19 protein-coding genes are annotated in these 24,102 nt (G+C 73.2%); 15 read left to right on the top strand and 4 right to left on the bottom strand.

Going from position 1 to position 24,102, the window contains the following annotated elements:
• Positions 1–2: 2 nt before the first annotated feature.
• Both ACZ4U1_RS32370 and ACZ4U1_RS32365 read left to right on the top strand, forming a co-directional pair.
• The gene (locus ACZ4U1_RS32370; RefSeq protein ID WP_467907721.1) at positions 3–1,799 is read left to right on the top strand and encodes a phosphatidylglycerol lysyltransferase domain-containing protein; all 1,797 of its coding nucleotides are present in this window, start codon (positions 3–5) and stop codon (positions 1,797–1,799) included.
• Between the two features lie 24 nt (positions 1,800–1,823).
• Positions 1,824–2,603, top strand: a complete 780-nt coding sequence (locus ACZ4U1_RS32365; RefSeq protein ID WP_467907720.1) for a hypothetical protein — start codon at positions 1,824–1,826, stop codon at positions 2,601–2,603.
• A 319-nt stretch (positions 2,604–2,922) separates the two neighbouring features.
• On the opposite strand, the gene ACZ4U1_RS32360 is transcribed toward ACZ4U1_RS32365, so the two are convergent.
• Positions 2,923–3,687, bottom strand: a complete 765-nt coding sequence (locus tag ACZ4U1_RS32360; RefSeq protein WP_467907719.1) for a hypothetical protein — start codon at positions 3,685–3,687, stop codon at positions 2,923–2,925.
• 60 nt (positions 3,688–3,747) lie between these two features.
• Here ACZ4U1_RS32360 and ACZ4U1_RS32355 point away from each other — a divergent pair, with 60 nt between their 5' ends.
• The 8 genes from ACZ4U1_RS32355 to ACZ4U1_RS32320 all read left to right on the top strand — a co-directional run bounded on the left by ACZ4U1_RS32355 (position 3,748) and on the right by ACZ4U1_RS32320 (position 15,338).
• Complete coding sequence (locus tag ACZ4U1_RS32355; RefSeq protein ID WP_467907718.1) at positions 3,748–4,509, top strand: adenosylcobinamide-GDP ribazoletransferase; 762 nt, start codon at positions 3,748–3,750, stop codon at positions 4,507–4,509.
• A 297-nt stretch (positions 4,510–4,806) separates the two neighbouring features.
• Positions 4,807–6,360 carry a leucyl aminopeptidase gene (locus tag ACZ4U1_RS32350; protein ID WP_467907717.1) on the top strand — a complete coding sequence of 518 codons (1,554 nt, stop codon included), beginning with the start codon at positions 4,807–4,809 and terminating at the stop codon, positions 6,358–6,360.
• A gap of 271 nt (positions 6,361–6,631) precedes the next feature.
• Positions 6,632–8,020, top strand: a complete 1,389-nt coding sequence (gene lpdA / locus ACZ4U1_RS32345) for a dihydrolipoyl dehydrogenase (protein ID WP_467907716.1) — start codon at positions 6,632–6,634, stop codon at positions 8,018–8,020.
• 61 nt (positions 8,021–8,081) lie between these two features.
• A complete protein-coding gene (gene sucB, locus ACZ4U1_RS32340; protein WP_467907715.1) occupies positions 8,082–9,902 on the top strand; it encodes a 2-oxoglutarate dehydrogenase, E2 component, dihydrolipoamide succinyltransferase in 1,821 nt (606 codons plus the stop codon).
• A gap of 211 nt (positions 9,903–10,113) precedes the next feature.
• Positions 10,114–10,737 (top strand): GntR family transcriptional regulator, encoded by a 624-nt coding sequence (locus tag ACZ4U1_RS32335; RefSeq protein WP_189307191.1) that lies wholly within the window; start codon positions 10,114–10,116, stop codon positions 10,735–10,737.
• 279 nt (positions 10,738–11,016) lie between these two features.
• Positions 11,017–13,719, top strand: a complete 2,703-nt coding sequence (aceE, locus tag ACZ4U1_RS32330) for a pyruvate dehydrogenase (acetyl-transferring), homodimeric type (RefSeq protein ID WP_467907714.1) — start codon at positions 11,017–11,019, stop codon at positions 13,717–13,719.
• A 58-nt stretch (positions 13,720–13,777) separates the two neighbouring features.
• Entirely contained in the window at positions 13,778–14,764 is a 987-nt protein-coding gene (locus tag ACZ4U1_RS32325; RefSeq protein ID WP_467907713.1) for a helix-turn-helix transcriptional regulator, read from the top strand.
• Positions 14,765–14,819: 55 nt separating this feature from the next.
• Positions 14,820–15,338, top strand: coding sequence for a DUF4240 domain-containing protein (locus ACZ4U1_RS32320; protein WP_467907773.1), 519 nt, complete (start codon positions 14,820–14,822; stop codon positions 15,336–15,338).
• Here ACZ4U1_RS32320 and ACZ4U1_RS32315 read toward each other — a convergent pair.
• The gene (locus ACZ4U1_RS32315) at positions 15,328–15,516 is read right to left on the bottom strand and encodes a hypothetical protein (protein ID WP_467907712.1); all 189 of its coding nucleotides are present in this window, start codon (positions 15,514–15,516) and stop codon (positions 15,328–15,330) included. The genes ACZ4U1_RS32320 and ACZ4U1_RS32315 overlap by 11 nt on opposite strands.
• A gap of 665 nt (positions 15,517–16,181) precedes the next feature.
• Between ACZ4U1_RS32315 and ACZ4U1_RS32310 the strand changes: the two genes are divergently transcribed.
• Positions 16,182–17,366, top strand: coding sequence for a MarP family serine protease (locus ACZ4U1_RS32310; RefSeq protein WP_467907711.1), 1,185 nt, complete (start codon positions 16,182–16,184; stop codon positions 17,364–17,366).
• A gap of 25 nt (positions 17,367–17,391) precedes the next feature.
• Here the strand turns inward: ACZ4U1_RS32310 and ACZ4U1_RS32305 are convergent, their stop codons facing one another.
• Positions 17,392–17,889, bottom strand: a complete 498-nt coding sequence (locus ACZ4U1_RS32305; protein WP_467907710.1) for a GNAT family N-acetyltransferase — start codon at positions 17,887–17,889, stop codon at positions 17,392–17,394.
• A gap of 74 nt (positions 17,890–17,963) precedes the next feature.
• Between ACZ4U1_RS32305 and ACZ4U1_RS32300 the strand changes: the two genes are divergently transcribed.
• Entirely contained in the window at positions 17,964–18,860 is an 897-nt protein-coding gene (locus ACZ4U1_RS32300) for a TIGR01777 family oxidoreductase (protein ID WP_467907709.1), read from the top strand.
• Positions 18,861–19,028: 168 nt separating this feature from the next.
• Positions 19,029–20,393 (top strand): NAD(P)/FAD-dependent oxidoreductase, encoded by a 1,365-nt coding sequence (locus ACZ4U1_RS32295; protein WP_467907708.1) that lies wholly within the window; start codon positions 19,029–19,031, stop codon positions 20,391–20,393.
• A gap of 10 nt (positions 20,394–20,403) precedes the next feature.
• Here ACZ4U1_RS32295 and ACZ4U1_RS32290 read toward each other — a convergent pair whose 3' ends face one another.
• The gene (locus tag ACZ4U1_RS32290; protein WP_467907707.1) at positions 20,404–21,861 is read right to left on the bottom strand and encodes a regulator; all 1,458 of its coding nucleotides are present in this window, start codon (positions 21,859–21,861) and stop codon (positions 20,404–20,406) included.
• Positions 21,862–22,101: 240 nt separating this feature from the next.
• On the opposite strand from ACZ4U1_RS32290, the gene lipB reads away from it, so the two are divergent.
• Together lipB and lipA are read left to right on the top strand one after the other, a co-directional pair.
• Positions 22,102–22,899: a lipoyl(octanoyl) transferase LipB gene (lipB, locus tag ACZ4U1_RS32285; protein ID WP_467907706.1), complete on the top strand. Its 798-nt coding sequence runs from the start codon at positions 22,102–22,104 to the stop codon at positions 22,897–22,899.
• 114 nt (positions 22,900–23,013) lie between these two features.
• Positions 23,014–23,979 carry a lipoyl synthase gene (lipA, locus tag ACZ4U1_RS32280; protein ID WP_467907705.1) on the top strand — a complete coding sequence of 322 codons (966 nt, stop codon included), beginning with the start codon at positions 23,014–23,016 and terminating at the stop codon, positions 23,977–23,979.
• The last annotated feature ends 123 nt before the right edge of the window (positions 23,980–24,102 follow it).

Here is a 24,102-nt window from a genome sequence, read left to right as displayed (position 1 = left end):
CCATGGGAGATGCCCGAATTGCCGTGGAGCAGCGAGTCGAGGCGGCGCGGCCGGGTGAGCGGGTGCGGCGGTCCACCGGGGTTTCCCGGAGGGCCGCCGCGTTCGCCGTCTGGTATCTGCGGACCGTCGCCTTCATCAACTTCCTGAGCGCGGTGTGGGTCTCGCTCGGCCAGGACGTGCGCCGGCACAACCAGGACGACTTCTTCACGCCGTACCTGCTGACGGCCGGCTTCGCCTCCGGGGTGTTCACCGCGTTCCTGGCGATCACCATGCGGCGCCGGAAGCGGGCCGCGTGGATCCTCAACCTGGTGGTGAGCGGGCTCTTCCTGGTGCTGTTCGCGGTCGCCATGGCGTTCCCGGAGATCCGGCGCTACCCGCAGAACTGGGTCTCCCTGGCACTGACCGCCGCCTTCGTGGGCGCGCTGCTCGCCGGCCGGCGGGAGTTCTACGCCAAGGGCGACCGGTCCAACCCCCGGCTCGCGGCCATGGTGGCCGTCGGCGGCGGACTGGCGGCGAGCCTGCTGGCCGGGCTGCTGGTGACGGTCACCGACCAGGCGCCGGACGCGGCCCGTTCGACGTTCTGGGAGCGCTGGCACTACGGCACCCTGCGGCTGGTGTCCGTGGCGGCCGAGGAGTCCCACTTCCCCGGGATCGACCCGCCGAACTGGGCGAACGTGGCGATCAACGTGCTCAGTACGGCCCTCGTCCTCGCCGTCCTCTACGCCGCCTTCCGTTCCCGGCGGGCCGTCGACCCGCTCACCGAGGACGACGAGAAGCGGCTGCGCGAGCTGCTGGAGCGGCACGGCGACCGGGACTCGCTCGGCTACTTCGCGCTGCGCCGGGAGAAGAGCGTCGTGTGGTCGCCGACCGGGAAGGCGGCCGTGGCGTACCGGGTGGTCGGCGGGGTGAGCCTGGCGTCCGGGGATCCCATCGGGGACCCCGAGGCGTGGCCGGGGGCGATCGTGCCGTGGCTCGCCCAGGCGCGGGCGCACGGCTGGATCCCGGCGGTGATGGGGGCGGGCGAGGAGGCCGGGACGGTCTACGCCCGGCACGGTCTGGACGCGCTGGAACTCGGGGACGAGGCGGTCGTGGAGGTCGCCGAGTTCACGCTGGAGGGCCGGGCCATGCGCACCGTCCGGCAGGCCTACAACCGGGTGCAGCGGGCCGGGTACCAGGTGCGCATCCGGCGGCACGCGGACATCCCTGCGGACCAGATGGCCTTCCTGGTCGAGCGCGCCGACGACTGGCGGGACGGCGCCACCGAGCGCGGCTTCAGCATGGCCCTGGGCCGCCTCGGGGACCCCGGCGACGGCCGGTGCGTGATGCTGGAGTGCACGGACGCCGAGGGGCGGCTGCGCGCGCTGCTCTCCTTCGTGCCGTGGGGGCCGCACGGGCTGTCCCTGGACCTCATGCGGCGGGACCGGGACTCCGAGAACGGGCTGATGGAGTTCATGGTCATCGAGCTGCTGCGGCGGGCCGACGAGATCGGGGTCACGCAGGTCTCACTCAACTTCGCGATGTTCCGCTCCGTCTTCGAACGTGGCGCGCGCCTCGGTGCCGGACCGGTGCTGAGGCTGTGGCGGTCGCTGCTCAGCTTCTTCTCGCGCTGGTGGCAGATCGAGTCGCTGTACCGCGCCAACGCCAAGTACCGGCCCATCTGGGAGCCGCGGTTCCTGCTCTTCGAGAAGAGCGCGGACCTGCCGCGCATCGGCCTTGCCTCGGCCCGCGCGGAGGGCTTTCTGGAGGCGCCGGGACTGCCCAAGTGGCTGCACCGCAGGCACCTGGACACGCATCGATGAGACACGCTCGACGGGGGACGCTCGATGGCCGGAACGCTCGACGGGGGCACGTTCGATGAGGGACGCGCGGTGAGGGCGCTCGCCCGCTGGGCGAGGGCCGAGTGGGGGCCGCTGTACGCCGCCGTGCGCGAGCCCCTGCGGAAGCGGGGTCCGGCGGCCGTACCGATGACCCTCGCCGCGGTGGGTCTGACGGCGTTCCTGCAGTACGTGCAGAACCAGCCGTGGGGTTATCAGCTCGTGCAGGACCTGGGTGCCGTACGGGCCGAGGACCCGCTGTGGGCGGCCCTGCTGCGCACCCCACTGTCGCTGTTCGTGCCCGCGCTGGACCTGCCGGTGTGGGGGGCGCTGGCGCAGATCCTGCTGGTGTTCGGGATCGCCGAGCTGTGCCTGGGCCGGTGGCGGACGCTGACCATCGCGTACGTCGCCACGCTCGCCGGAACCCTGTACGCCCGCCTGGGCATCACCCTCGGCGCGCACGCCCCGTTCGGGCTGCCGTGGACCGACGGTCAGGTGGTCGACACCGGCCCCTCGGCGGCCGTGGTGGGACTCGCGGTCTTCGTGAGCTGGCGGTACGGCGCCTATGTGACGGCGGGCGCGGTGACGCTGGCCATGGTCGTCGAGGTGCTGCTGAAGGAGAACCTGGCCGGCAAGGAGCACCTGGCCGCGCTGATGGCGGTGGGGCTGCTGTGCCTGCTGGCGGCACTACGGCAGCACGACCGGAACCCACCGGCCCACACCCGCCGTCAACGCCCGCCGGGCAGGCGCGCCGGGCGGGGATCGGGTTTGCCGCCGCTCCAGTCCTGAAGGACACGACGCGACCGGGACCAGCGACGGTCATACCGGCAGGCGCGCAGGGCGGCCGGGGCGCGGGCGCGGGGGCGGCACCCGTCAGCGGTCGCCGGGCAGGCGCGCCCGGCGGGGATCGGGTTTGCCGCCCATCCAGTCCCCAAGAACACGACCCGGCCCGGCCCAGCGACGATCGTGCCGGCAGGCCGGGCGGCGGCCGTCAGCGGTCGCCGGGCAGGCGCGCCCGGCGCGGGTCGGATTTGCCGCCCATCCAGTCCCCAAGAACACGACCCGGCCGGGCCAGCGGCGATCGTGCCGGCAGGCCGGGCGGCGGTCGTCAGCGGTCGCCGGGTAGGCGTGCCGGGCGGGGGTCGGGTTTGCCGCCGATCCAGTCCTGGAGAAGACGACGCGGCCGGGACCAGCGGCGGTCGTGCCGGTAGGCGCGCAGGGCGGCCCGGGCGCGGGCGCGGGGGCGGCGGCCGTAGAAGCGGCGGGCCCACGGGGAGCCGGGGCGGGCGAGCCGGACCGCGCCGACGAGCGCCACCAGCGGCACGATCACTCCGAACAGCGCGGTGCGGGCCTTGCCCTTGCCCAGGGCGACGAGCGAGAAGAGGAAGTTGCCGGCGATGGTGGCGAGGGCGCTGCCGCGGTCCTGCAGCTCCTCCTGGGAGAGGTCGTTGACGCCGAACGGGGAGAACCCGGCGAGCAGCAGGCCGACGAGGGCGGCGGTGAGCACGACCGCCTCGACGCTCTTGCGGCCCTCCTCGGTCCAGTAGACGTCGTCCAGGTGCAGGACCAGCGCGAACTCGTCCAGGACCAGGCCGGCGCCCATGCCGAACAGCACGGCGGAGACGGCCGCTCCGGCGCCGTGCCGGTCGCTGGCGACCGCGCCGAAGCCTCCGACGACGGTGAGGACGACGCCGGGGACGACATGGTGGATGTGCAGCCCGCCCGCCTTGACGTTGCCGAACGGCCCCTTGCCGGCCCGGATCAGACGGGTGACGACCCGGGTGACGACGAAGGTCAGCACGAAGGCGGCGAGGGCGAGCAGCAGCGGGAGTTTGCCCGGCTCGACGATGTTCCGCACCCACCAGTGCCCCATGTGCGCACTGTAGCCCCGGCTCCGGTCGGTGGCCCTCCGGCCGCCCGGTACCCTGCGCCGGTGCTCAAGTCCTCTCCCCTCGACGGTCTCCGCTTCGCCTTCGGCACGCTCACCGTGCTGCCCGTACGGGTGCACCGCTGGGACCGGCAGGCCGCCCGCGGCGGCATGCTGTGCGCCCCGGTGGCCGGGCTGGTCGTCGGCGGCTGCGCCGCCGGGCTCGGCCTGCTGCTGCTCCGCCTCGGCGCGGGCCCGCTGCTCGCCGCCGTCGCCTCGGTCGCCGTACCGGCCGCGCTGACCCGGGGGCTGCACCTCGACGGGCTCGCCGACACCGCCGACGGGCTGGGCAGCGGCAAGCCCGCCGAGGACGCGCTGCGGATCATGAAGCAGTCGGACATCGGGCCGTTCGGTGTGCTGACCCTCGTCCTGGTGCTGCTGGCCCAGGTGGCCGTGCTGGCGCAGCTCTACGGCGGCTCCTGGACCCGGGGTGCCGTGGCGGCCGTGGCGTCGGCGGTCACGGCCCGGCTGGCGCTCACCCTGACCGCCCGCGCGGGGGTGCCGGCCGCCCGTCCGGAGGGGCTGGGGGCGGCGGTGGCCGGGGTGGTGCCGATGGCTGCCGCGCTCTGTGTCGCGGCCGGGGTGGTGGCGGTGGCCGGAGCGGCCGGTGTGCGTGCCGCTGCCGCGGTGGCCGCGGGGGTGGGTGGGGCCGAGGTGTTGCTGCGGGTGTGCGTGCGCAGGTTCGGCGGGGTGACCGGAGATGTGTTCGGGGCGGTCGGGGAGACCGCCGCGACCGTTTCCCTCGTGGTGCTGGCTCTCGGTCGCTAGCGCCGGGGCCGCCGGCGCCGCGGCACTCCGCTCCGCGGCGGTGGTTCCGCGGAGAATCAGTGGACATCATGCGAGCGCAGGGGGTGGACGTGGACAGCACGCCACACGCGGGTGAACACCCGAAGGAATGAGCGAACGCACACACGCGCGTAGTCTCGTCCCGGGTGTTCGCCGACAGGGTGAAGGCCCCGGTTGCCACCTGTCCCCAGGCCTGGACCTAGGGTCGGCTCTCGGGCCCGGTCGACCCACCCCCCATCGGCCACAGCAACTTCACATCGGAAGCGAGAATTCACCACCGTGACTGCTCTGACTCTCAGCACCGCCGCGGCGCCCGGCCTGCGGGCCGACGCGATCGTGATCGGTGTCGCCAAGGGCGCCCAGGGGCCCGTCGTCGCGCCCGGCGCCGAGGCCGTGGACAAGGCGTACGACGGCAAGCTGGCCGGCGTCCTGGAGACCCTCGGCGCCTCGGGTGCCGAGGGCGAGCTGACGAAGCTGCCCGCACCGGCCGGCTTCAAGGCCCCGCTCGTGGTGGCGGTGGGCCTCGGCGAGGAGCCCGGCGACAAGAACGGCGAGGACGGCGAGGACGGCTACGACGCCGAGGCGCTGCGCAAGGCCGCCGGCGTGGCCGCCCGGGCGCTGACCGGGGCGAAGAAGGCCGCGTTCGCGCTGCCCGTCGACGGCCCCGGCGCCATCGGCGCGATCAGCGAGGGCATCCTGCTCGGCGCCTACTCCTTCGACACCTACAAGGGCGGCGCCCAGGACGCCAAGAACGCCAAGGCCAAGAACGGCAAGGCGCCGCTGGCCGAGGCCGCGCTGCTCGGCGGCAAGCCGCGCGACGCCGCCCACAAGGGCGCGCTCGCCCGCGCGGTCGCGGTCTGCGAGGAGCTGAACCGCGCCCGCGACCTGATCAACATGCCGCCGAACGACCTCGACCCCGCGGCCTTCGCCGGCATCGCGCAGGCCGCGGCCAAGGAGCACGGCCTCAAGGTGCAGGTGCTCGACGAGAAGGCCCTGGCCAAGGGCGGCTACGGCGGCATCCTCGGCGTCGGCGGCGGTTCGGCGGCCACCCCGCGCCTGGTGAAGCTGTCGTACCGGCACCCGAAGGCGGAGAAGCACCTGGCCTTCGTCGGCAAGGGCATCACCTACGACTCGGGCGGCATCTCGCTGAAGCCGGCCGGGCACAACGAGACGATGAAGTGCGACATGAGCGGTGCCGCCGCCGTGTTCGCCGCCGTCGTCGCCGCGGCGCGGCTCGGCCTGGAGGTCAACGTCACCGGCTGGCTGGCGCTGGCCGAGAACATGCCGTCCGGCTCCGCCGTGCGCCCGGGTGACGTGCTGCGCATGTACAGCGGCAAGACGGTGGAGGTGCTCAACACCGACGCCGAGGGCCGGCTGGTGCTCGCCGACGCGCTGTGGGCCGCCTCGCAGGAGAACCCGGACGCGATCGTGGACGTGGCCACGCTGACCGGCGCGATGATGCTGGCGCTGGGCAGCCGGACCTTCGGGGTCATGGCCAACGACGACGCGTTCCGCTCCGCGGTGTACGAGGCGGCGGAGGAGGTCGGCGAGCCGGCCTGGCCGATGCCGCTGCCGGAGCACCTGCGCAAGGGCATGGACTCGTCCGTGGCCGACATCGCGAACATGGGCGAGCGGTGGGGCGGCGGGCTGGTCGCCGGCCTGTTCCTGCGCGAGTTCGTGGGCGAGGGGATCACCTGGGCCCACCTCGACATCGCCGGCCCGGCGTTCAACGAGGGCGGTCCCTTCGGGTACACGCCGAAGGGCGGCACCGGTACCGCCGTGCGCACGCTGGTCCGTCTCGCGGAGCTGACCGCCGAGGGTGACCTGGGCTGACGGCCGCCCGCTGACTCGGGCCGCGACGCCGTATCGCGGCATCCGGAGCGCGGGGAGCTGGTCGCGCAGTTCCCCGCGCCCCCTTCGGGGCGCTCGAACGTGGGACGTCTCACACACCGGCCCGGCGTCTCGATCTCGTCCGACAAGTGCAAAGATGGAGCCCGGCAGGACAGGGCCCCCACCGAAGGGCCGAAGCATCAAGCGGCCGGACACCAGCCGCCTGCCGGTCATCGGAGACCGGCGCACGGCGCACATGCATGGAGGACGTGACGTGGCGAACGACGCCAGCACCGTTTTCGACCTAGTGATCCTCGGCGGTGGTAGCGGTGGTTACGCCGCGGCCCTGCGCGGGGCGCAGCTGGGCCTGGACGTCGCCCTGATCGAGAAGGACAAGGTCGGCGGCACCTGCCTGCACCGGGGCTGCATCCCCACCAAGGCCCTGCTGCACGCGGGCGAGATCGCCGACCAGGCCCGCGAGAGCGAGCAGTTCGGTGTGAAGGCCACCTTCGAGGGCATCGACGTGCCGGCCGTCCACAAGTACAAGGACGACGTGATCTCGGGCCTGTACAAGGGTCTGCAGGGGCTCATCGCGTCCCGGAAGGTGACGTACATCGAGGGTGAGGGGCGTCTGTCCTCCCCCACCTCCGTGGACGTGAACGGCCAGCGCATCCAGGGCCGCCACATCCTGCTGGCGACCGGCTCCGTGCCGAAGTCGCTGCCGGGCCTGGAGATCGACGGCGACCGCATCATCTCCTCTGACCACGCCCTCGTCCTGGACCGCGTGCCGAAGTCCGCGATCATCCTGGGCGGCGGTGTCATCGGCGTCGAGTTCGCCTCGGCGTGGAAGTCCTTCGGCTCCGACGTCACGATCATCGAGGGCCTGAAGCACCTCGTCCCGGTCGAGGACGAGAACTCCTCGAAGCTCCTGGAGCGCGCGTTCCGCAAGCGCGGGATCAAGTTCAACCTGGGCACCTTCTTCCAGAAGGCCGAGTACACGCAGGACGGCGTGAAGGTCACCCTCGCCGACGGCAAGGAGTTCGAGGCCGAGGTCCTGCTCGTCGCCGTCGGCCGCGGCCCGGTCTCGCAGGGCCTGGGCTACGAGGAGGCCGGGGTCGCCATGGACCGCGGTTACGTCCTCGTCGACGAGTACATGCGCACGAACGTCCCGACCATCTCCGCCGTCGGTGACCTCGTCCCGACGCTCCAGCTCGCGCACGTCGGCTTCGCCGAGGGCATCCTGGTGGCGGAGCGTCTGGCCGGTCTGAAGGTCGTTCCGATCGACTACGACGGTGTCCCGCGGGTGACGTACTGCCACCCGGAGGTCGCCTCCGTCGGTATCACCGAGGCCAAGGCCAAGGAGATCTACGGCGCGGACAAGGTCGTCGCTCTGAAGTACAACCTGGCGGGCAACGGCAAGAGCAAGATCCTCAAGACCGCGGGCGAGATCAAGCTCGTCCAGGTCAAGGACGGTGCCGTGGTCGGCGTCCACATGGTCGGCGACCGCATGGGTGAGCAGGTCGGCGAGGCCCAGCTGATCTACAACTGGGAGGCGCTGCCGGCCGAGGTCGCCCAGCTCATCCACGCCCACCCGACGCAGAACGAGGCGCTCGGCGAGGCCCACCTGGCCCTGGCCGGCAAGCCGCTGCACTCCCACGACTGAGCCTTCGGTCAACGGGCGCGACGACACAGACTTCCGCAATTCGTTAGGAGCAACCGAAACCATGGCGGTTTCCGTAACCCTTCCGGCGCTCGGTGAGAGCGTCACCGAGGGCACTGTCACCCGCTGGCTGAAGGCCGAGGGCGAACGCGTCGAGGCCGACGAGCCGCTGCTCGAGGTCTCGACCGACAAGGTCGACACCGAGATCCCGGCCCCCGCCTCGGGCGTGCTGGCCTCCATCAAGGTCGCCGAGGACGAGACGGTCGAGGTCGGCGCCGAGCTGGCCCTGATCGACGACGGCACGGGTGCCCCGGCCGCCGCCCCCGCCCCCGCCGCCGCCGAGGCCCCCGCCGCCGAGGCTCCCGCCCCGGCCGCCGAGCCCGCCCCGGCCCCGGTCGCCGAGGCCCCGGCCGCCCCCGCTCCGGCCCCCGCCGCCGAGGCCGCTCCGGCCGGTGGCGCCGAGGGCACGGACGTGGTCCTGCCCGCGCTCGGTGAGTCCGTCACCGAGGGCACCGTCACCCGCTGGCTGAAGTCGGTCGGCGACTCCGTCGAGGCCGACGAGCCGCTGCTCGAGGTCTCCACGGACAAGGTCGACACCGAGATCCCGGCGCCCGCCTCCGGCGTGCTGCTGGAGATCGTGGTCGGCGAGGACGAGACCGCCGAGGTCGGCGCCAAGCTCGCCGTCATCGGCGCCCCGGGTGCCGCTCCGGCCGCCGCTCCGGCTCCGGCCGCCCCGGCCCCCGCCGCCGCCCCGGCCCCTGCACCGGCTCCGGCGCCCGCCCCGGCGCCCGCCCCGGCGCCCGCCGCCCCGGCTCCGGCCCCCGCCGCCCCGGCCCCGGCTCCGGCGCCCGCCGCCGCTGCCCCGGCCGCCCCGGCGCCCGCTCCGGCGCCCGCCCCGGCTCCGGTCACCCCGGCCACCGCGCCGACCTCCCCGACCGCCACCCAGGCGACGGACGAGGGCGCGTACGTCACCCCGCTGGTGCGCAAGCTCGCCGCCGAGAACGGCGTCGACCTGGCCACCGTCAAGGGCACTGGCGTCGGCGGCCGCATCCGCAAGCAGGACGTCATCGCCGCCGCCGAGGCCGCGAAGGCCGCCGCCGCTCCGGCTCCCGCCGCTGCCGCTCCGGCCGCCGCCAAGAAGGCCCCGGCGCTGGAGGTCTCCCCCCTCCGCGGCCAGACCGTCAAGATGCCCCGCATCCGCAAGGTCATCGGCGACAACATGGTCAAGGCGCTGCACGAGCAGGCCCAGCTGTCGTCGGTCGTCGAGGTCGACGTCACCCGCCTGATGAAGCTGCGCGGCCGGGCGAAGGACTCCTTCGCGGCCCGCGAGGGCGTCAAGCTCTCCCCGATGCCGTTCTTCGTCAAGGCCGCCGCGCAGGCGCTGAAGGCCCACCCGGTCATCAACGCCAAGATCAACGAGGCCGAGGGGACCATCACCTACTTCGACACCGAGAACATCGGTATCGCGGTGGACTCCGAGAAGGGCCTGATGACCCCGGTCATCAAGAACGCCGGCGACCTCAACATCGCGGGCATCGCCAAGGCCACGGCGGAGCTGGCGGGCAAGGTCCGGGCCAGCAAGATCACCCCGGACGAGCTGTCCGGTGCGACCTTCACCATCTCCAACACCGGTTCGCGCGGTGCCCTGTTCGACACGATCATCGTGCCGCCGGGCCAGGTCGCGATCCTCGGTATCGGTGCCACGGTCAAGCGTCCGGCGGTCATCGAGACCGAGGAGGGCACGGTCATCGGCGTCCGCGACATGACCTACCTGACCCTCTCCTACGACCACCGCCTGGTCGACGGCGCCGACGCGGCCCGTTACCTGACGGCGGTCAAGGCGATCCTGGAGGCGGGCGAGTTCGAGGTCGAGCTGGGCCTCTGACGGGAGCGGGGATCTCGGCGAAGCAGCGCCGGGCCCTGAGTCCGTCCTCTACGGCACCCCGTCCGGAACTTCTCCGGGCGGGGTGTTCGTGTTTGTCGGCACACGGAGCGTGTAAGCCTCGTCTCACCTGCACCAAAGCGCCGCCACGCGCCCTACCCGCGGAGCGAACCGGCCTTATTGTCTAAACGTCAGCCCTCCCTAAGGAGCCCTCATGACCGCGCCCGTCGTCCACTCGCTGCGCGAGCAGATCCGCGAGCACATCGTGGAGGGAATCGTCAGCGGGCGCTGGCAGCCGGGCGAGCGCATCGTGGAGCGCCGGATCGCCACCGAACTGGAGGTCAGCCAGACCCCGGTCCGCGAGGCCCTGCGCGAGCTGGAGTCGCTCCGCCTGATCGAGTCGGCCCCCAACAAGGGCGTGCGCGTCCGCAATCTCACCGCCGCCGACCTGGAGGAGAGCTACCCGGTCCGGGCCGGTCTCGAGGCCATCGCGGCGGAGCTGGCGGCGGAGCGCCTCGCGGAGGACTGCTCGGCGCTGGAGCCGCACGTCCTGGCCCTGTACGAGGCCGACCGGGAGGCGGACGGCACGGCCCAGGTGCGTCACACGGTCGGCTTCCACCGGGAACTGGTCCGCGCGGCGCACAACTCGGTGCTGCTGCACACGTGGGAAGGGCTCGGCATCGAGGTCTTCACGGCGCTGTCGATCCGCTGGCTGGGCACGGTGCAGCAGTCGTACGCGGAGGAGCACGAGGAGCTGGTGCAGGCGTTCAAGCGCCGGGATCCGCGGATCGCGGAGCTGGTGAAGGCGCACGTGCTGGGCTGCGCGCCCCGCGCCTGACGCGCCTGGTTCAGGCGAGCACGCCCGCGCTCAAACGCCTCCCCACCTGCGAAAACAAGGTGGTTTCGCGTCACCCGGTGCCATGGCCGAAGGCACCGCGTGCCTACTTTCTCCAAATCAAGAGGTTTTCGCCCTCAACCCTTTGATCGATCATCGATCAGGGAGTTACAGTCGCCGACGGACTTCCACCGAAGTCCCTGCCCTGTCCTGCCAAAGACCAAGGGCACCCCCGAACCCTTACCGATGAGGGAACCCCCTTCGACTGAGGAAGGCGGCGACATGACCGACCCCAACGCCATCCAGCCGAGCGCGCTCGACCAGCTCCCGGACCGCGACCCGGAGGAGACCGCCGAGTGGCAGGCCTCCCTGGACGCCGTCGCCAGGGAGGCCGGGCCGCACCGCGCCGCGTACCTGATGCGCCGCACGCTGGAGCGCGCCGAGGCGGGCGGCATCGCGCTGCCGAAGCTCCTCGAGACCGACTACGTCAACACCATCCCCACCTCCGCCGAGCCGGGCATGCCCGGCGACCCGGAGATGGAGGCCCGGATCACGGCGTGGAACCGCTGGAACGCGGCCGCCATGGTGACCCGGGGCAGCAAGTACGGCGTCGGCGGCCACATCGCCACCTTCGCCTCGGCGGCCTGGCTGTACGAGACCGGCTTCAACCACTTCTTCAAGGGCAAGGAGGCCGACGGCTCGGGCGACCAGCTCTACATCCAGGGCCACGCCTCCCCCGGCATCTACGCCCGCGCCTTCCTCGACGGCCGCCTGAACGAGGCGCACCTCGACAACTTCCGCCAGGAGGCCGGCGGCAACGGCCTGCCGTCGTACCCGCACCCGCGCCGGCTGCCCTGGCTGTGGGAGTTCCCGACGGTGTCGATGGGCCTCGGCCCGCTCTCCGCGATCTACCAGGCGCGCTTCAACCGCTACCTCACCAACCGCGGCATCAAGGACGTCTCGGCGTCCCACGTCTGGGCCTTCCTCGGCGACGGCGAGATGGACGAGCCGGAGTCGACGGCGGCGCTCGCGCTGGCCGCGCGTGAGGAGCTGGACAACCTCACCTTCGTCATCAACTGCAACCTGCAGCGCCTCGACGGCCCGGTCCGCGCCAACTTCAAGATCGTGCAGGAGCTGGAGGCCCAGTTCCGCGGCGCCGGCTGGAACGTCGTCAAGACGCTGTGGGGCACGGCCTGGGACGAGCTGTTCGCGCTCGACACCACGGGCGCGCTGGTACGCCGGCTGCGCGAGGTACCGGACGCGCAGATCCAGACGTACCAGACCCGCAACGCCGCCTACATCCGCGAGGACTTCTTCGGCAAGGACCCGGCGCTCGCCGAGATGGCGAAGCTGCTGAGCGACGACAAGATCCTCGAGTGCTTCCACCTGTCCCGCGGTGGTCACGAGGCCCGCAAGGTCTACGCCGCGTACAAGGCCGCCGTCGAGCACAAGGGCGCGCCGACCGTGATCCTGGCCCAGACGGTCAAGGGCCACACCCTCGGCGAGGGCTTCGCGTCGAAGAACGCCAACCACCAGATGAAGAAGCTGACGGTGGACGAGTTCAAGACGATGCGGGACCTGCTGGAGCTGCCGATCAAGGACAGCGACTTCGTCGACGGCGTGGTGCCCTACGGCCACCCGGGCGCCGACTCCCCCGAGGTCCGCTACCTCCAGGAGCGCCGCGCGGCCCTCGGCGGTCCGGCCCCGGCCCGCCGTACGCACGCGCTGGCCCCGCTGCCGGCCCCGGCCGAGAAGGCCTTCGCCTCCTTCGACAAGGGCTCCGGCTCCCAGAACGTGGCCACCACCATGGCCTTCGTCCGCCTGGTCAAGGACCTGGTCCGCGACAAGGAGACGGGCAAGCGCTGGGTGCCGATCGTCCCCGACGAGGCGCGCACCTTCGGCATGGAGAGCCTCTTCCCGTCCCTCGGCATCTACTCGCCGAAGGGCCAGACGTACGAGCCGGTCGACCGCGACCAGCTGATGTACTACAAGGAGGCCAAGAACGGCCAGATCCTCAACGAGGGGATCACCGAGGCCGGTTCGATGGCCGACTTCATCGCCGCGTCCACCGCGTACGCGACGCACGGCGAGGCGATGATCCCGTTCTACATCTTCTACTCGATGTTCGGCTGGCAGCGCACCGCCGACCAGATGTGGCAGCTCGGCGACCAGCTCGGCCGCGGCTTCCTCATCGGCGCGACGGCGGGCCGTACGACCCTGACGGGCGAGGGCCTCCAGCACGCCGACGGCCACTCCCCGGTCATCGCCGCGACCAACCCGGCCGCGCTGACGTACGACCCCGCGTTCGCCTACGAGATCGCGGTGATCGTCCGTGAGGGTCTGCGCCGGATGTACGGCGAGGCCAAGCCGGGCGAGGACCAGAACGTCTTCTACTACCTGACGGTCTACAACGAGCCGCTGCCGCAGCCGGCGAAGCCGCAGGGTCTCGGCATCGACGAGGGCATCGTCAAGGGTCTGTACCGCTTCAACACGGCGGAGTCGGCGGGCGTGTCCGCCCCGGCGAACGCCCCGCGCATCCAGCTGCTGGGCTCCGGTACGGCGATCCACTGGGCCCTCGAAGCCCAGAAGCTGCTCGCCGAGGAGTGGGGGGTGGCCGCCGACGTGTGGTCCGCGACCTCCTGGTCCGAGCTGCGCCGGGACGCCATGGAGGCCGACGCGGCCCTGCTGCGCGGCGAGGAGCGGGTGCCGTACGTCCGCCAGGCGCTCCAGGGCGCCGAGGGCCCGGTGCTGGCGGTGTCCGACTACATGCGCCAGGTCCCGGACCAGATCGCGCAGTGGGTCGAGCAGGACTGGTCCTCGCTGGGCGCCGACGGCTTCGGTCTGTCGGACACCCGTGAGGCCGCCCGCCGCCACTTCGGCGTGGACGCGCCGTCGATCGTCGTGGCGGCCCTGGCCCAGCTGGCCCGCCGCGGCGAGGTGAAGGCGACGGCGGTCAAGGAGGCCCGGGCGAAGTACGGGCTGTAAGGACCGGCTCAGGTGAGGAGGCCCCCGCTTCGGCGGGGGCCTCTTGCATGATGGGCGCATGCGCGCCGCTCGTCTGATCAAGATGGTCCTGCTGCTCCAGTCCAAGCCCGCCATGACCGCGGCCGAGCTGGCGCGGGAGCTGGAGGTGTCGGAGCGGACCGTGACCCGGGACGCGCAGGCGCTGTCGGAGGCGGGGGTGCCGGTGTACGCGGAGCGGGGGCGGGTCGGCGGGTACCGGCTGGTCGGGGGGTACCGGACGCGGCTGACCGGGCTGGCCCGGAGCGAGGCCGAGGCGCTGTTCCTGAGCGGGGTGCCGGGGGCGCTCAGGGAGATGGGGCTTCAGGACGCGGCCTCGGCCGCCCGGCTGAAGGTCTCGGCCGCGCTGCTGCCCTCGCTGCGGGACGCCCCGGACACGGCCGCGCAGCGGTTCCACCTGGACGCGCCCGCCTGGTTCCGGGAGCCGGAGACGCCGGTGCTGCTGCCGGTGCTCGCCGAGGCGGTGTGGGACGACCGCTGTGTCACCGCCCGCTACCGGCGCGGGGAGGACGAGGTGGAGCGGGCGCTGGAGCCGTACGGGCTCGTGCTGAAGGCGGGGGTCTGGTACCTGTGCGCGCGGGTGGCCGGGGCGAGCGTCTTCCGGACGTACCGGATCGACCGGTTCAGCGCCGTCGACCCCCTCGGGGAACGCTTCGACCGCGACCCGGAGTTCGACCTGCCCGGCTTCTGGGCGGAGCAGGCGGAGCGGTTCGCCCGGTCGATCCTGCGGGCGGAGGTGGTCGTACGGCTCTCCCCCGACGGCGTGCGCCGGCTGCCGTACGCCGTGGATCCGCTCGGCGCGCGGGAGGCGCTGCGAAGTCCGGGCGAGCCGGATGCCGAGGGGTGGGTGACGGTGACGCTGCCCGTGGAGTCGGAGGAGGTCGCGCACAGCCAGCTGACGGCGCTGGGGGCGGAGGCGGAGGTGCTGGCTCCGGAGGGGCTGCGGGAGCGGTTCGCGGCGGACGCGGCCCGGATCGCCGCGCTGTACCGCCGTACGGAGGGCCGGTGAGATCCCCCGGACTCCGCGTGCGGCCCACCGGCCGAGGCCCGATGCTGGTTCCGTGATGGACGAGACGGAGTTCTGGGAGCTGATCGACTCCAGCCGGGAGGCCGCCGGGGGTGACCCCGAGGAGCAGGCCGACGTGCTCCTGGACCGGCTGCTCCAGCTGGACCCCGAGCTGGTCCTGGACTTCGCCCGTCACTTCGAGGCCCGCTACAACCGCGCCTACCGCTGGGACCTGTGGGGTGCCGCCTGGCTGCTGCTGGACGGGTGCAGCGACGACGCGTTCGACTTCTTCCGGTGCTGGCTGATCGGGCAGGGCCGGGAGGTCTTCGAGGGGGCCCTGCACGAGCCGGACGCGCTGGCCGAGCTGCTGGGCGAGTTCGACGAGGAGATCGACGGCGACGGTGAGGAGCTGGGCTACGCGGCGGACGAGGCGTACGAGCAGCTGACCGGCACCGTCGCCCCCGATCTGGGCATCGCCCCGGCGCCCGCCGAGCCGGAGGGCACACCCCTGGACCTGGAGGACGACCGGGTGCTCGCCGAGCGGTATCCCCGGCTGTGGGAGCGGTTCAAGAGCTGACGCCGGGGTGGCGCATCGGGGCCGCGTTGGCCTGGTGGAGGGCGGAGGCGGTGACCGCGGCCGGGCCGAGGACGACGGCCAGTGCCGCGCACACCACCGCCCAGGGCCCGCGGCCGGTCCGGCTCCGTCCGGCGTACTCAGGCGCGCCCGCGCCACGACGGCTGTTCGTCCTGCTCATCCTGTCCCCGCCTCCGGTCGGCTGCTGTCTCGAACCCGACCGTAGGACGCGGGACTGAGCACGGCCTGCGCATTGCCTGTGGCGTGGCTGTGGACGGCCGGCGGGGTCCGGCTGGGCGTCCGGCCGAGGTCGATCGTGCGGCCCTTGCAGAGCCGCGGCCCGTTCCCGGATCGCCGGGAGGCGGGCGGTGAGGGCGGCGCCGGGCCAGGTGGCCGGGAAGCCGTCGTTGTGGCCGGCCAGAGCGGGCAGGGTGGCGGTGGCCCCCGTCCTGTGACGGCTGAGGCCGCTGCGAAGGTGCCGAGGCGGCGATGCCGGCGATGCCGGTGGTGCGGTGCTCGAAGCCCTGGGTGTGGGCGCCGGTGACGGGCCGGCGCCGGCGCGGTCCAGCCAGGCGGAGCGGGGCAACGGCGGACCGCACCGAGGCGCGGCGCCCTGCCGGGCCTGCGGGGCTCTTCGGACGACACGCGTGATCCCACTCTCGGGTCGCCGTGCCCCGCCCGCGATGTGTGCTGTGCCGGCTGGTGGAACCATCGTCCTGGTCCGGGTCGTTTCTGGTGGTACACACGTACGTGACCGGTTCTGCCGCCCGGTGGCCGCCCGAGGGCGCGTGCTGATCAGCGGACCGATCCCGTCCGTACTGAGGGGTCCGAGAGAAAGGCGGCTCCGTGGACCTGCTGGACCTGCTGCTTGTGCTGCTGATCGTCGTCTACGCGGTCTCCGGATACCGGCGCGGGCTGGTGGCCGGCTGTGTCTCGCTGGCCGGGTTCGTGGGCGGTGCGGCGGTCGGCGTGTGGCTGCTGCCGTGGGTGACGGGCCAGGTGGAGCGGGGTACGGCGGCGGCGACGGTGCTCGCGGTGGTGACGGTGCTGCTGCCGGCGGTGGTGGGGCACGAGCTGGCGGGCCGGCTGGCGCTGCGGCTGCGCGGAGAGCTGGACCGCGGTCCGCTCAGAGTGGCGGACGGGCTGGGGGGCGCGGCGGCGAACTCGGTCGCGGTGCTGGTCGTGGCGTGGGTGGCGGCGAGCGTGCTGAGCGCGGCCCCGTCGCAGCCCCTGACGACGGCGATACGGAACTCGACGCTGCTCGGCGCGGTGCAGCAGGCGATGCCGCAGACCACGCCCGCGTGGTTCTCGCGGGCCACGTCCGCGCTGGCCGAGGCGGGCTTCCCGCAGGTGTTCAACCCGTTCGAGAACGAGTCGACGGCCCGGGTGCCCCGGCCGACCGGGGACAGTGTCACCCCGGCGGCGGCGCGCGCGGCCAGATCCAGCTCGGTGAAGATCGAGGGCACCGCGGGCGCGGAGGGCCGCGAGGGCAGCGGGTTCGTGTACGCGCCGCAGCGGGTGATGACCAACGCGCACGTGGTGGCCGGCATCGACGACCCGGGCGTGCGGGTCGGCGGGGTCGGGCCGTCGTACCCGGCGCGGGTGGTGCTCTTCGACCCGGACCGGGACGTGGCGGTGCTGTACGTGCCGGGGCTGCGGGCGCCGGTGCTGCGGTTCGACCCGAGCGCCGCGCGCGGGGACGCGGCGGTGGTGGCGGGTTATCCGCAGGACGGGGCGCTGGACCTGCAGGCGGCGACGGTGGGGAGCCGGGTGCGGGCGACCGGCCAGAACATCTACAACGACCGGACGGTCACCCGGGAGATCTACTCGGTCCGTTCCACGGTCCGGCCGGGCAACTCCGGCGGCCCGCTGCTGACCACGGAGGGCCGGGTGTTCGGGATGGTCTTCGCCCGGTCCACCTCGGACTCCGAGACGGGGTACGCGCTGACGGCGGCCGAGGTGGCCGGCGACGCCCGGCGCGCGGCCACGGCGACGGCCCGGGTGGACACGGGCGAGCTGGTCGATTCCTAGTCGGTTCGCCGTCGCTTCCCGGCGGTCAGTCGGCCTGCAGACTGCGGCCCATGCACACGTCGTCCACGTACCGGCCGTCGATGAGGAACTCCCCCGGCAGCACGCCCTCGACGGTGAACCCCTCGGACGCGTACAGGGTGCGGGCGGGGGTGTTGTGCCCGAGCACGCGCAGGGTGAGGCGGCGCGCCCCGCGGCGGCGCGCCTCGGTGACGGCGGCCCGGATCAGCGCGCGTCCGACGCCCCGCCCGCGGGCCTCGTCGGCGACGGCGAACCCCTGGACGGCCAGGACGTGCGCGTTGGAGGGGAGCGGGGTGGGGTGGGTGAGGCGGATGTAGCCGAGGATGCGCCCACCGGCCTCGGCGACGAGGAACTCCTCCGGCCGGTGCCGCTCGTCGAAGAACGGCGGGTACGGCGGCTGCGGGCGGGGTGCCACGGCGTGCAGGGTGGACCAGGTGGCCCGGTCGAGGACGGCCAGTTCGTCCTCGTCGGCGGCCTGGGCGATGCGTATGTACGGCTCCGGCATGACGGTCACCCTACGGCGCGCGGTCCCGGCGCCCCCAACGGGTTTCCGACGGGCCGTACGGTCATGCTGGGGCCATGGAACGTTCACGCATCGCGGTGGCCGGCGCGTCCGGTCTCATCGGCAGCGCCCTGGTCCGGTCCCTGACCGCGGACGGGCACGAGGTGGTACGGCTGGTGCGCCGGGCACCCCGGGGCGCGGACGAGGTCCGCTGGGACCCGGAGCGGGGTCACGTCGACGCGGCCGGGCTGACCGGGTGTGACGCGGTGGTCAATCTGGCGGGGGCCGGGGTGGGCGACCGGCGCTGGACCCCTCGGTACAAGCGCGTCCTGCGGGACAGCCGGGTGCTGGGCACGGCCGCGCTGGCCGAGGCGGTGGCCACGCTGCCGCGGCCGCCGCGGGTGTTCGTGAACGGCAGCGCGATCGGCGTCTACGGCGACACCGGCGACCGGGTGGTGGACGAGGACGCGCCGCCGGGGGACGGCTTCCTGGCCGGGCTGTGCGTGGAGTGGGAGGAGGCGGCGGCACCCGCCGAGGAGGCGGGGGTGCGGACGGTTCTCGCGCGCACGGGCCTGGTGGTGGCCCGGGGCGGCGGGGCCTGGGGGCGGCTGTTCCCGCTGTTCCGGGCGGGGCTCGGGGGGCGGCTGGGCGACGGGCGGCAGTACTGGTCGTACATCGCGCTGCACGACGAGGTCGCCGCGCTCCGCCATCTCATCGACCACGACGGCCTCTCGGGCCCCGTCAATCTGACGGCTCCTCAGCCGCTGACCAACCGTGAGATCACGGCGGCGATGGGCCGGGTGCTGCACCGGCCGACGGTGTTCGCGGTGCCCGCTCCGGTGTTGCGGGCGGTGCTCGGGGAGATGGCCGGGGATGTACTGGGCAGCCAGCGGGTGGTGCCCAGGCGGCTGCTGGAGTCGGGATTCCGGTTCGCGTTCCCCGGTATCGACGAGGCGATCCGCGCGGCGGGGTGACACCGGCGAACGGAAGTGACCGTATGCGACCTCCATGCGACCGTGCCCTGTTGATGCGCGACTGTTCCTGACCGATCACGGCCCTAACCTCGACCCGAACTCGGGTATCCGTGGCGCCTGTTGGGGGCATGACGTCTCCACCGGCCGCGCAACCACAGGAGGGGCCTCGTGCTTGAGCCCGCGTACCAGGTGGACGTCGTCATCGTGGGAGCCGGAATCGCCGGTCTCTCGGCGGCCCATCGACTGACCAGCGCAGGAATCACCACCGCGGTCCTGGAGGCCGCCCCGTACGTCGGGGGCCGTATGTCGACCGAGAAGGTCGACGGCTTCCGGCTCGACCGCATCGGGCAGCTGCTGTCCACGTCCTATCCCGAACTCCGCTTCTCCCCCGGCCTGGACGCCCTGACCCTGCGCCGCTTCGCGCCGGGCGTCCTGCTGCACCGCGACGGCCGCACCCAGCGCGCGGGCGCGCCGGCGGCCGGCGGGAGCGCGCGGGGCGCACGGGGCGCACTCCATGTGGTGCGCGCCCTCGCCGGCGCCCCCAGGGGCACGGCGGCCACGCCCACCGCGCCGGTGGGCGGCGCGGTGGACCAGGCCCGGCTGGGCGCCGCGCTCGGCCGGATCGCGGCGACCCCCGCCGAACGCATCCTGGCCCGCCCCGAGATGCCGGCCGCCCAGGCGCTCGCCCAGCGCGGGGTGCCGGCCCGCACCGTCGACGGCTTCCTGCGCCCGCTGCTCGCCGCGCTGCTGTGCGACCCGGAGCTGACCACCTCCAGCAGGTGCGCCGACCTGGCGCTGCGCGCCTTCGCGAGCGGCCGGCTGTGCGTGCCGGAGGGCGGCGCGGAGGTATTGCCGGAGCTGCTGGCCCGGGCGCTGCCGCCGGGCACGGTGCACACCGGGGTGCGGGTCACCTCGGTGTCCACGACCTCGGTGGCCACCGCCGAGCACGGCGAGATCCGCTGCCGGGCGGTGCTGCTGGCGACGGACGCGCGGGCCGCGGCCGAGCTGCTGCCGGGTCTGAGGGTGCCGGACTTCCACCCGGTGACGGTCGTCCACCACACCACCGACGACCCGGCGGCGGTCTTCTCCACGGGTACCTCGCTGCTGCTGGACGCCGACCGGGGCGGACCGGTCGCGCACACGGCGGTCATCAGCAACGTGGATCCGAGCCGGGCACCGGCCGGCCGCGCCCTGATCTCCTCCACGGTGCTGGGCACCCCGCCGGAAGAGGTGGACACGGCGGTCCGCATCCACCTCTCCCGCCTCTACGGCACCTCCACGCGCCGCTGGGAGACGCTGGCCGTCCACCACACCCCCGAGGCGGTCCCGGCCATGCGCCCCCCGCACGACCTGCGCCGCCCGGTACGCCTCCTGGCCGGCCTCTACGTCTGCGGCGACCACCGCGACACCAGCACGGTCCAGGGCGCCCTCCACTCGGCCCACAGGGCGGCGTCGGCCGTCCTGGCGGACCTGGGCGCGTCGGGCTCGATGCACAGCGCGGACCCGGCCCCCTCGATGCCGAGGGCGGCCTAGGGGGTTTCGTCTACCCCAACGCCGCGACCTTCTCCCGATACCCCCGCACAGGCGGCGCGTCCCGATAGGGCTCCAGCCGCCGCTCGAAATCCTTCACGTACTCCACCGCACGAGCGGACCGCATCTCCGCGGCCTGCCCCGCCGCCTCCGCCGCCAGCGCGCACGCCTGGTCGAGTTCGCCGAGGCCGAGCCGGGCCGTGGCGAGGACGATCCGGCAGAACAACCGGCTGCGGGCATAGGTCGGCGCCCGCAGCTGCAGCGAGCGCTCGGCGTGCTGCGCGGCGGCCCGGAACTGCTGAAGGTCCCGGTGGCAGTGGCCGAACTCGTCGGCGAGCTGTGCCTCGTCGAAGAACACGGCCCAGTACGGCACCTCGTCCCCGGGCCGGGCCGCCTCCAGGGCGCGCTCGGCCCGCACCAGCGCCGCGGTGCACGCCCTCACCTCGCCCAGGACGGCGTGCGCCCGCGCCTCGGACGCGTGCAGCAGCGCCTGGACGACCGGGACGGCGCCCGTGCCGACGCCCTGCTGGGCGACCCGCGCCAGTTGCACGGCCTCCCTGCCGTGGCCGAGGTAGACGGCCTGGCGGCTCATGGTGACCAGGACGTAGGAGCCGTAGGCCCGGTCGCCGGCCGCCTGGGCGAGCCGCAGCGCCTGGACGAAGTAACGCTGGGCGAGGCCGTGCGCGGCGATGTCGTACGAGGTCCAGCCCGCGAGCCGGGTCAGGTCGGCGGCGGCGCCGAACAGCCGGCGGCCGGTCTGCTCGTCGTAGGAGCCGCGGAGCATCGGCTCGCACTCGTGCTCCAGATAGCGCACCAGTGCCTGGCGGGCGTGGCCGCCGCCGAAGCGGTCGTCGAGGGTGCGGAACAGCTCGCCGACCGAGTGCAGTGCGGCGATGTCACCGCCGGTGACCTTGTGCCCGGCGGCCCGCTCGGCCTGCCCGCGCACCCGGGGTGGCACCAGCGGCTGGGGCTTGGCCGCGCCGGGCCGGCCCTGCGGTGGCACCCGGGGTGCCGGTTCGCGGGCCACCCGGTCGTCGGCCTTGCCGATCAGCCAGTCCCGGCTGGGCACCACGAGCCCGGCCGGGGTGAAGGCGATCTTGCGCAGCTCGGCGTGGCTGCCGGAGTCCTTGCGCCACAGCCCGCTGACGATGTCGACGGCCTCCTCCGGGGTGGCCGCGAACTCCAGCCCGGCGTACACCGGCGCGCAGGCGTCCAGGCCGAGGTCCTGCGCGGTGAGCCGGCGCCCGAGCCGGCGGGTGAACACCTCGGCGATGAGGGCCGGGGTCGTGCCGCGCGGCTGCTGTCCGCGCAGCCAGCGGGTGACCGATGTCTTGTCGTATCTGAGATCCAGCCCGTGCTCCAGGCCGAGCTGGTCGACGCGACGGGCCAGACCCGCGTTGGAGAACCCCGCTTCTGCGATGAGCGCGGCGAGCTGGCGGTTGGGGGTGCGCTGCGCGGGTCGGTCCGTCATCTGCGGTGCGGTCTCCTGCCTTCCGGGCCTGTCGACGTGCCCGGATTGCCTTTGAGCAGCCCTTATGGCCTCACGAACGGCGCGAATGTAGCGGAGAGTGAGCAGACGGTCGCATACTTCGCCGCCCATTCATCCGATCGTGTGAGGAACGCCCGCAGGGCTGACGTACTCCGGTCGGACGTACAGTGGCGTGGGCGCGACACATGCCTGACACACCCGTCGCCGAGGGAGGCGCTTGCCGTGAGTGAGTTGCGGTTCGTCCGCATGGGATTCGGAGCGGATGCCGTCGATTACCAGCGGGCCTGGGACGAGCAGCGCCGGGTGCACGCGGCCCGGTTCGCCGACGAGGTCCCGGACACCGTGATCCTGCTGGAGCACCCCCCGGTCTACACGGCGGGCCGGCGCACCGAGGACAGCGAGCGCCCGCTGGACGGCACCCCCGTCATCGACGTGGACCGCGGCGGCAAGATCACCTGGCACGGCCCGGGCCAGCTCGTGGGCTACCCGATCCAGAAGCTCCCCCGTCCGGTGGACGTGGTCGCGCACGTACGGCGGCTGGAGGAGGCGATCATCCGCACCTGCGCCGAGTTCGGCCTGGAGACCACCCGGGTCGAGGGGCGCAGCGGGGTGTGGGTGCTCGGCGACCCGGTCGAGCAGCGGCCGAAGCTCGGCGGGCTCTCGCTGGACTTCGACCCGCGGCTGCAGGACGAGGAGTTCGACCCCCGGCTGAACGGCCCCGAGTACGCCCCCTCCAACGCGGGCCAGCGCCGCGAGGACCGCAAGATCGCCCAGATCGGCATCCGGGTGGCCAAGGGCGTCACCATGCACGGCTTCTCGTTCAACGTGCACCCCGACATGAAGTGGTTCGACCGGATCATCCCGTGCGGCATCCGGGACGCGGGCGTCGCCTCCCTCGCGGGCGAGCTGGGCCGGGACGTCACCATCGAGGAGGTCCTGCCGGTGATCGAGAAGCACCTGAAGGACATCCTGGAGAACGCCGAGCTGAAGCCGCGGGTGATCGAGACGGCGTCCGCCTGATCGTCCGCGGGGGGAATGCGCCCTGCGACAGCGGGGTTGGCCTCTGCGGCAGGGCGCTAACAGTACGGGCGTACCCTGGTGTACGCCGAAGAATCGAAGTCACAGGGAGCCGACGTGTCCGCAGTCTCACCCGACGGACGCAAGATGCTGCGCCTGGAGGTCCGCAACAGCCAGACCCCCATCGAGCGCAAGCCCGAGTGGATCAAGACCCGGGCGAAAATGGGCCCCGAGTACTCGAAGATGCAGAACCTCGTGAAGAGCGAGGGCCTGCACACGGTGTGCCAGGAAGCCGGCTGCCCGAACATCTACGAGTGCTGGGAGGACCGCGAGGCGACCTTCCTCATCGGCGGCGACCAGTGCACCCGGCGCTGTGACTTCTGCCAGATCGACACCGGCAAGCCCGAGGCGCTCGACCGCGACGAGCCGCGCCGCGTCGGCGAGTCCGTGGTCACCATGGACCTGAACTACGCCACCATCACCGGCGTCGCCCGCGACGACCTGGAGGACGGCGGCGCCTGGCTGTACGCCGAGACCGTGCGCCAGATCCACCAGCAGACGGCCGCCCGCGAGGGCGGCCGGACCAAGGTCGAGCTGCTGGCCCCCGACTTCAACGCGGTCCCCGAGCAGCTGGCGGAGGTCTTCGCCTCCCGCCCCGAGGTCTTCGCGCACAACGTCGAGACGGTCCCCCGGATCTTCAAGCGGATCCGCCCCGGCTTCCGCTACGAGCGCTCCCTGAAGGTCATCACCGAGGCCCGCGACTACGGCCTGGTCACCAAGTCGAACCTGATCCTCGGCATGGGCGAGACCCGCGAGGAGGTCAGCGAGGCGCTGAAGCAGCTGCACGACGCGGGCTGCGAGCTGGTCACCATCACCCAATACCTGCGCCCCTCCGTGCGGCACCACCCGGTGGAGCGCTGGGTGAAGCCGCACGAGTTCGTGGAGCTGAAGGAGGAGGCCGAGCAGATCGGCTTCTCCGGTGTGATGTCCGGGCCGCTGGTGCGGTCTTCCTACCGCGCCGGGCGGCTGTACCAGATGGCCGTCGAGAAGCGTGGTGCGTTCGTCGCCACCCAGGCGGTGTGAGCCGAGCGTGTGAATTCGCGCACAAGCAATTACTGGCCAGTAATGGCCGAGTCGACGCGGTCCTGGCCGTCCTCGCTGATGAGGGCGGCGCCAGGGCCGCGTCGTCGTTCGGACGCGCCCCAT

It is taken from the genome of Streptomyces sp. NPDC028928, from assembly GCF_055564915.1.
Note: the sequence above shows the minus strand (reverse complement) of the source record. Positions and strands in the feature narration are given on the sequence as shown.

Bases quoted from the DNA above. Each gene is read 5' to 3' on its own strand.
- ACZ4U1_RS32290 (WP_467907707.1), bottom strand. From the start codon at position 21,861: ATGACGGACCGACCCGCGCAGCGCACCCCCAACCGCCAGCTCGCCGCG.
- aceE (WP_467907714.1), top strand. From the start codon at position 11,017: ATGACCGACCCCAACGCCATCCAGCCGAGCGCGCTCGACCAGCTCCCG.
- sucB (WP_467907715.1), top strand. From the start codon at position 8,082: ATGGCGGTTTCCGTAACCCTTCCGGCGCTCGGTGAGAGCGTCACCGAG.
- ACZ4U1_RS32370 (WP_467907721.1), top strand. From the start codon at position 3: ATGGGAGATGCCCGAATTGCCGTGGAGCAGCGAGTCGAGGCGGCGCGG.
- ACZ4U1_RS32305 (WP_467907710.1), bottom strand. From the start codon at position 17,889: ATGCCGGAGCCGTACATACGCATCGCCCAGGCCGCCGACGAGGACGAA.
- ACZ4U1_RS32335 (WP_189307191.1), top strand. From the start codon at position 10,114: ATGACCGCGCCCGTCGTCCACTCGCTGCGCGAGCAGATCCGCGAGCAC.
- ACZ4U1_RS32325 (WP_467907713.1), top strand. From the start codon at position 13,778: ATGCGCGCCGCTCGTCTGATCAAGATGGTCCTGCTGCTCCAGTCCAAG.
- ACZ4U1_RS32365 (WP_467907720.1), top strand. From the start codon at position 1,824: ATGGCCGGAACGCTCGACGGGGGCACGTTCGATGAGGGACGCGCGGTG.
- ACZ4U1_RS32300 (WP_467907709.1), top strand. From the start codon at position 17,964: ATGGAACGTTCACGCATCGCGGTGGCCGGCGCGTCCGGTCTCATCGGC.
- ACZ4U1_RS32315 (WP_467907712.1), bottom strand. From the start codon at position 15,516: ATGAGCAGGACGAACAGCCGTCGTGGCGCGGGCGCGCCTGAGTACGCC.
- ACZ4U1_RS32320 (WP_467907773.1), top strand. From the start codon at position 14,820: ATGGACGAGACGGAGTTCTGGGAGCTGATCGACTCCAGCCGGGAGGCC.
- ACZ4U1_RS32360 (WP_467907719.1), bottom strand. From the start codon at position 3,687: ATGGGGCACTGGTGGGTGCGGAACATCGTCGAGCCGGGCAAACTCCCG.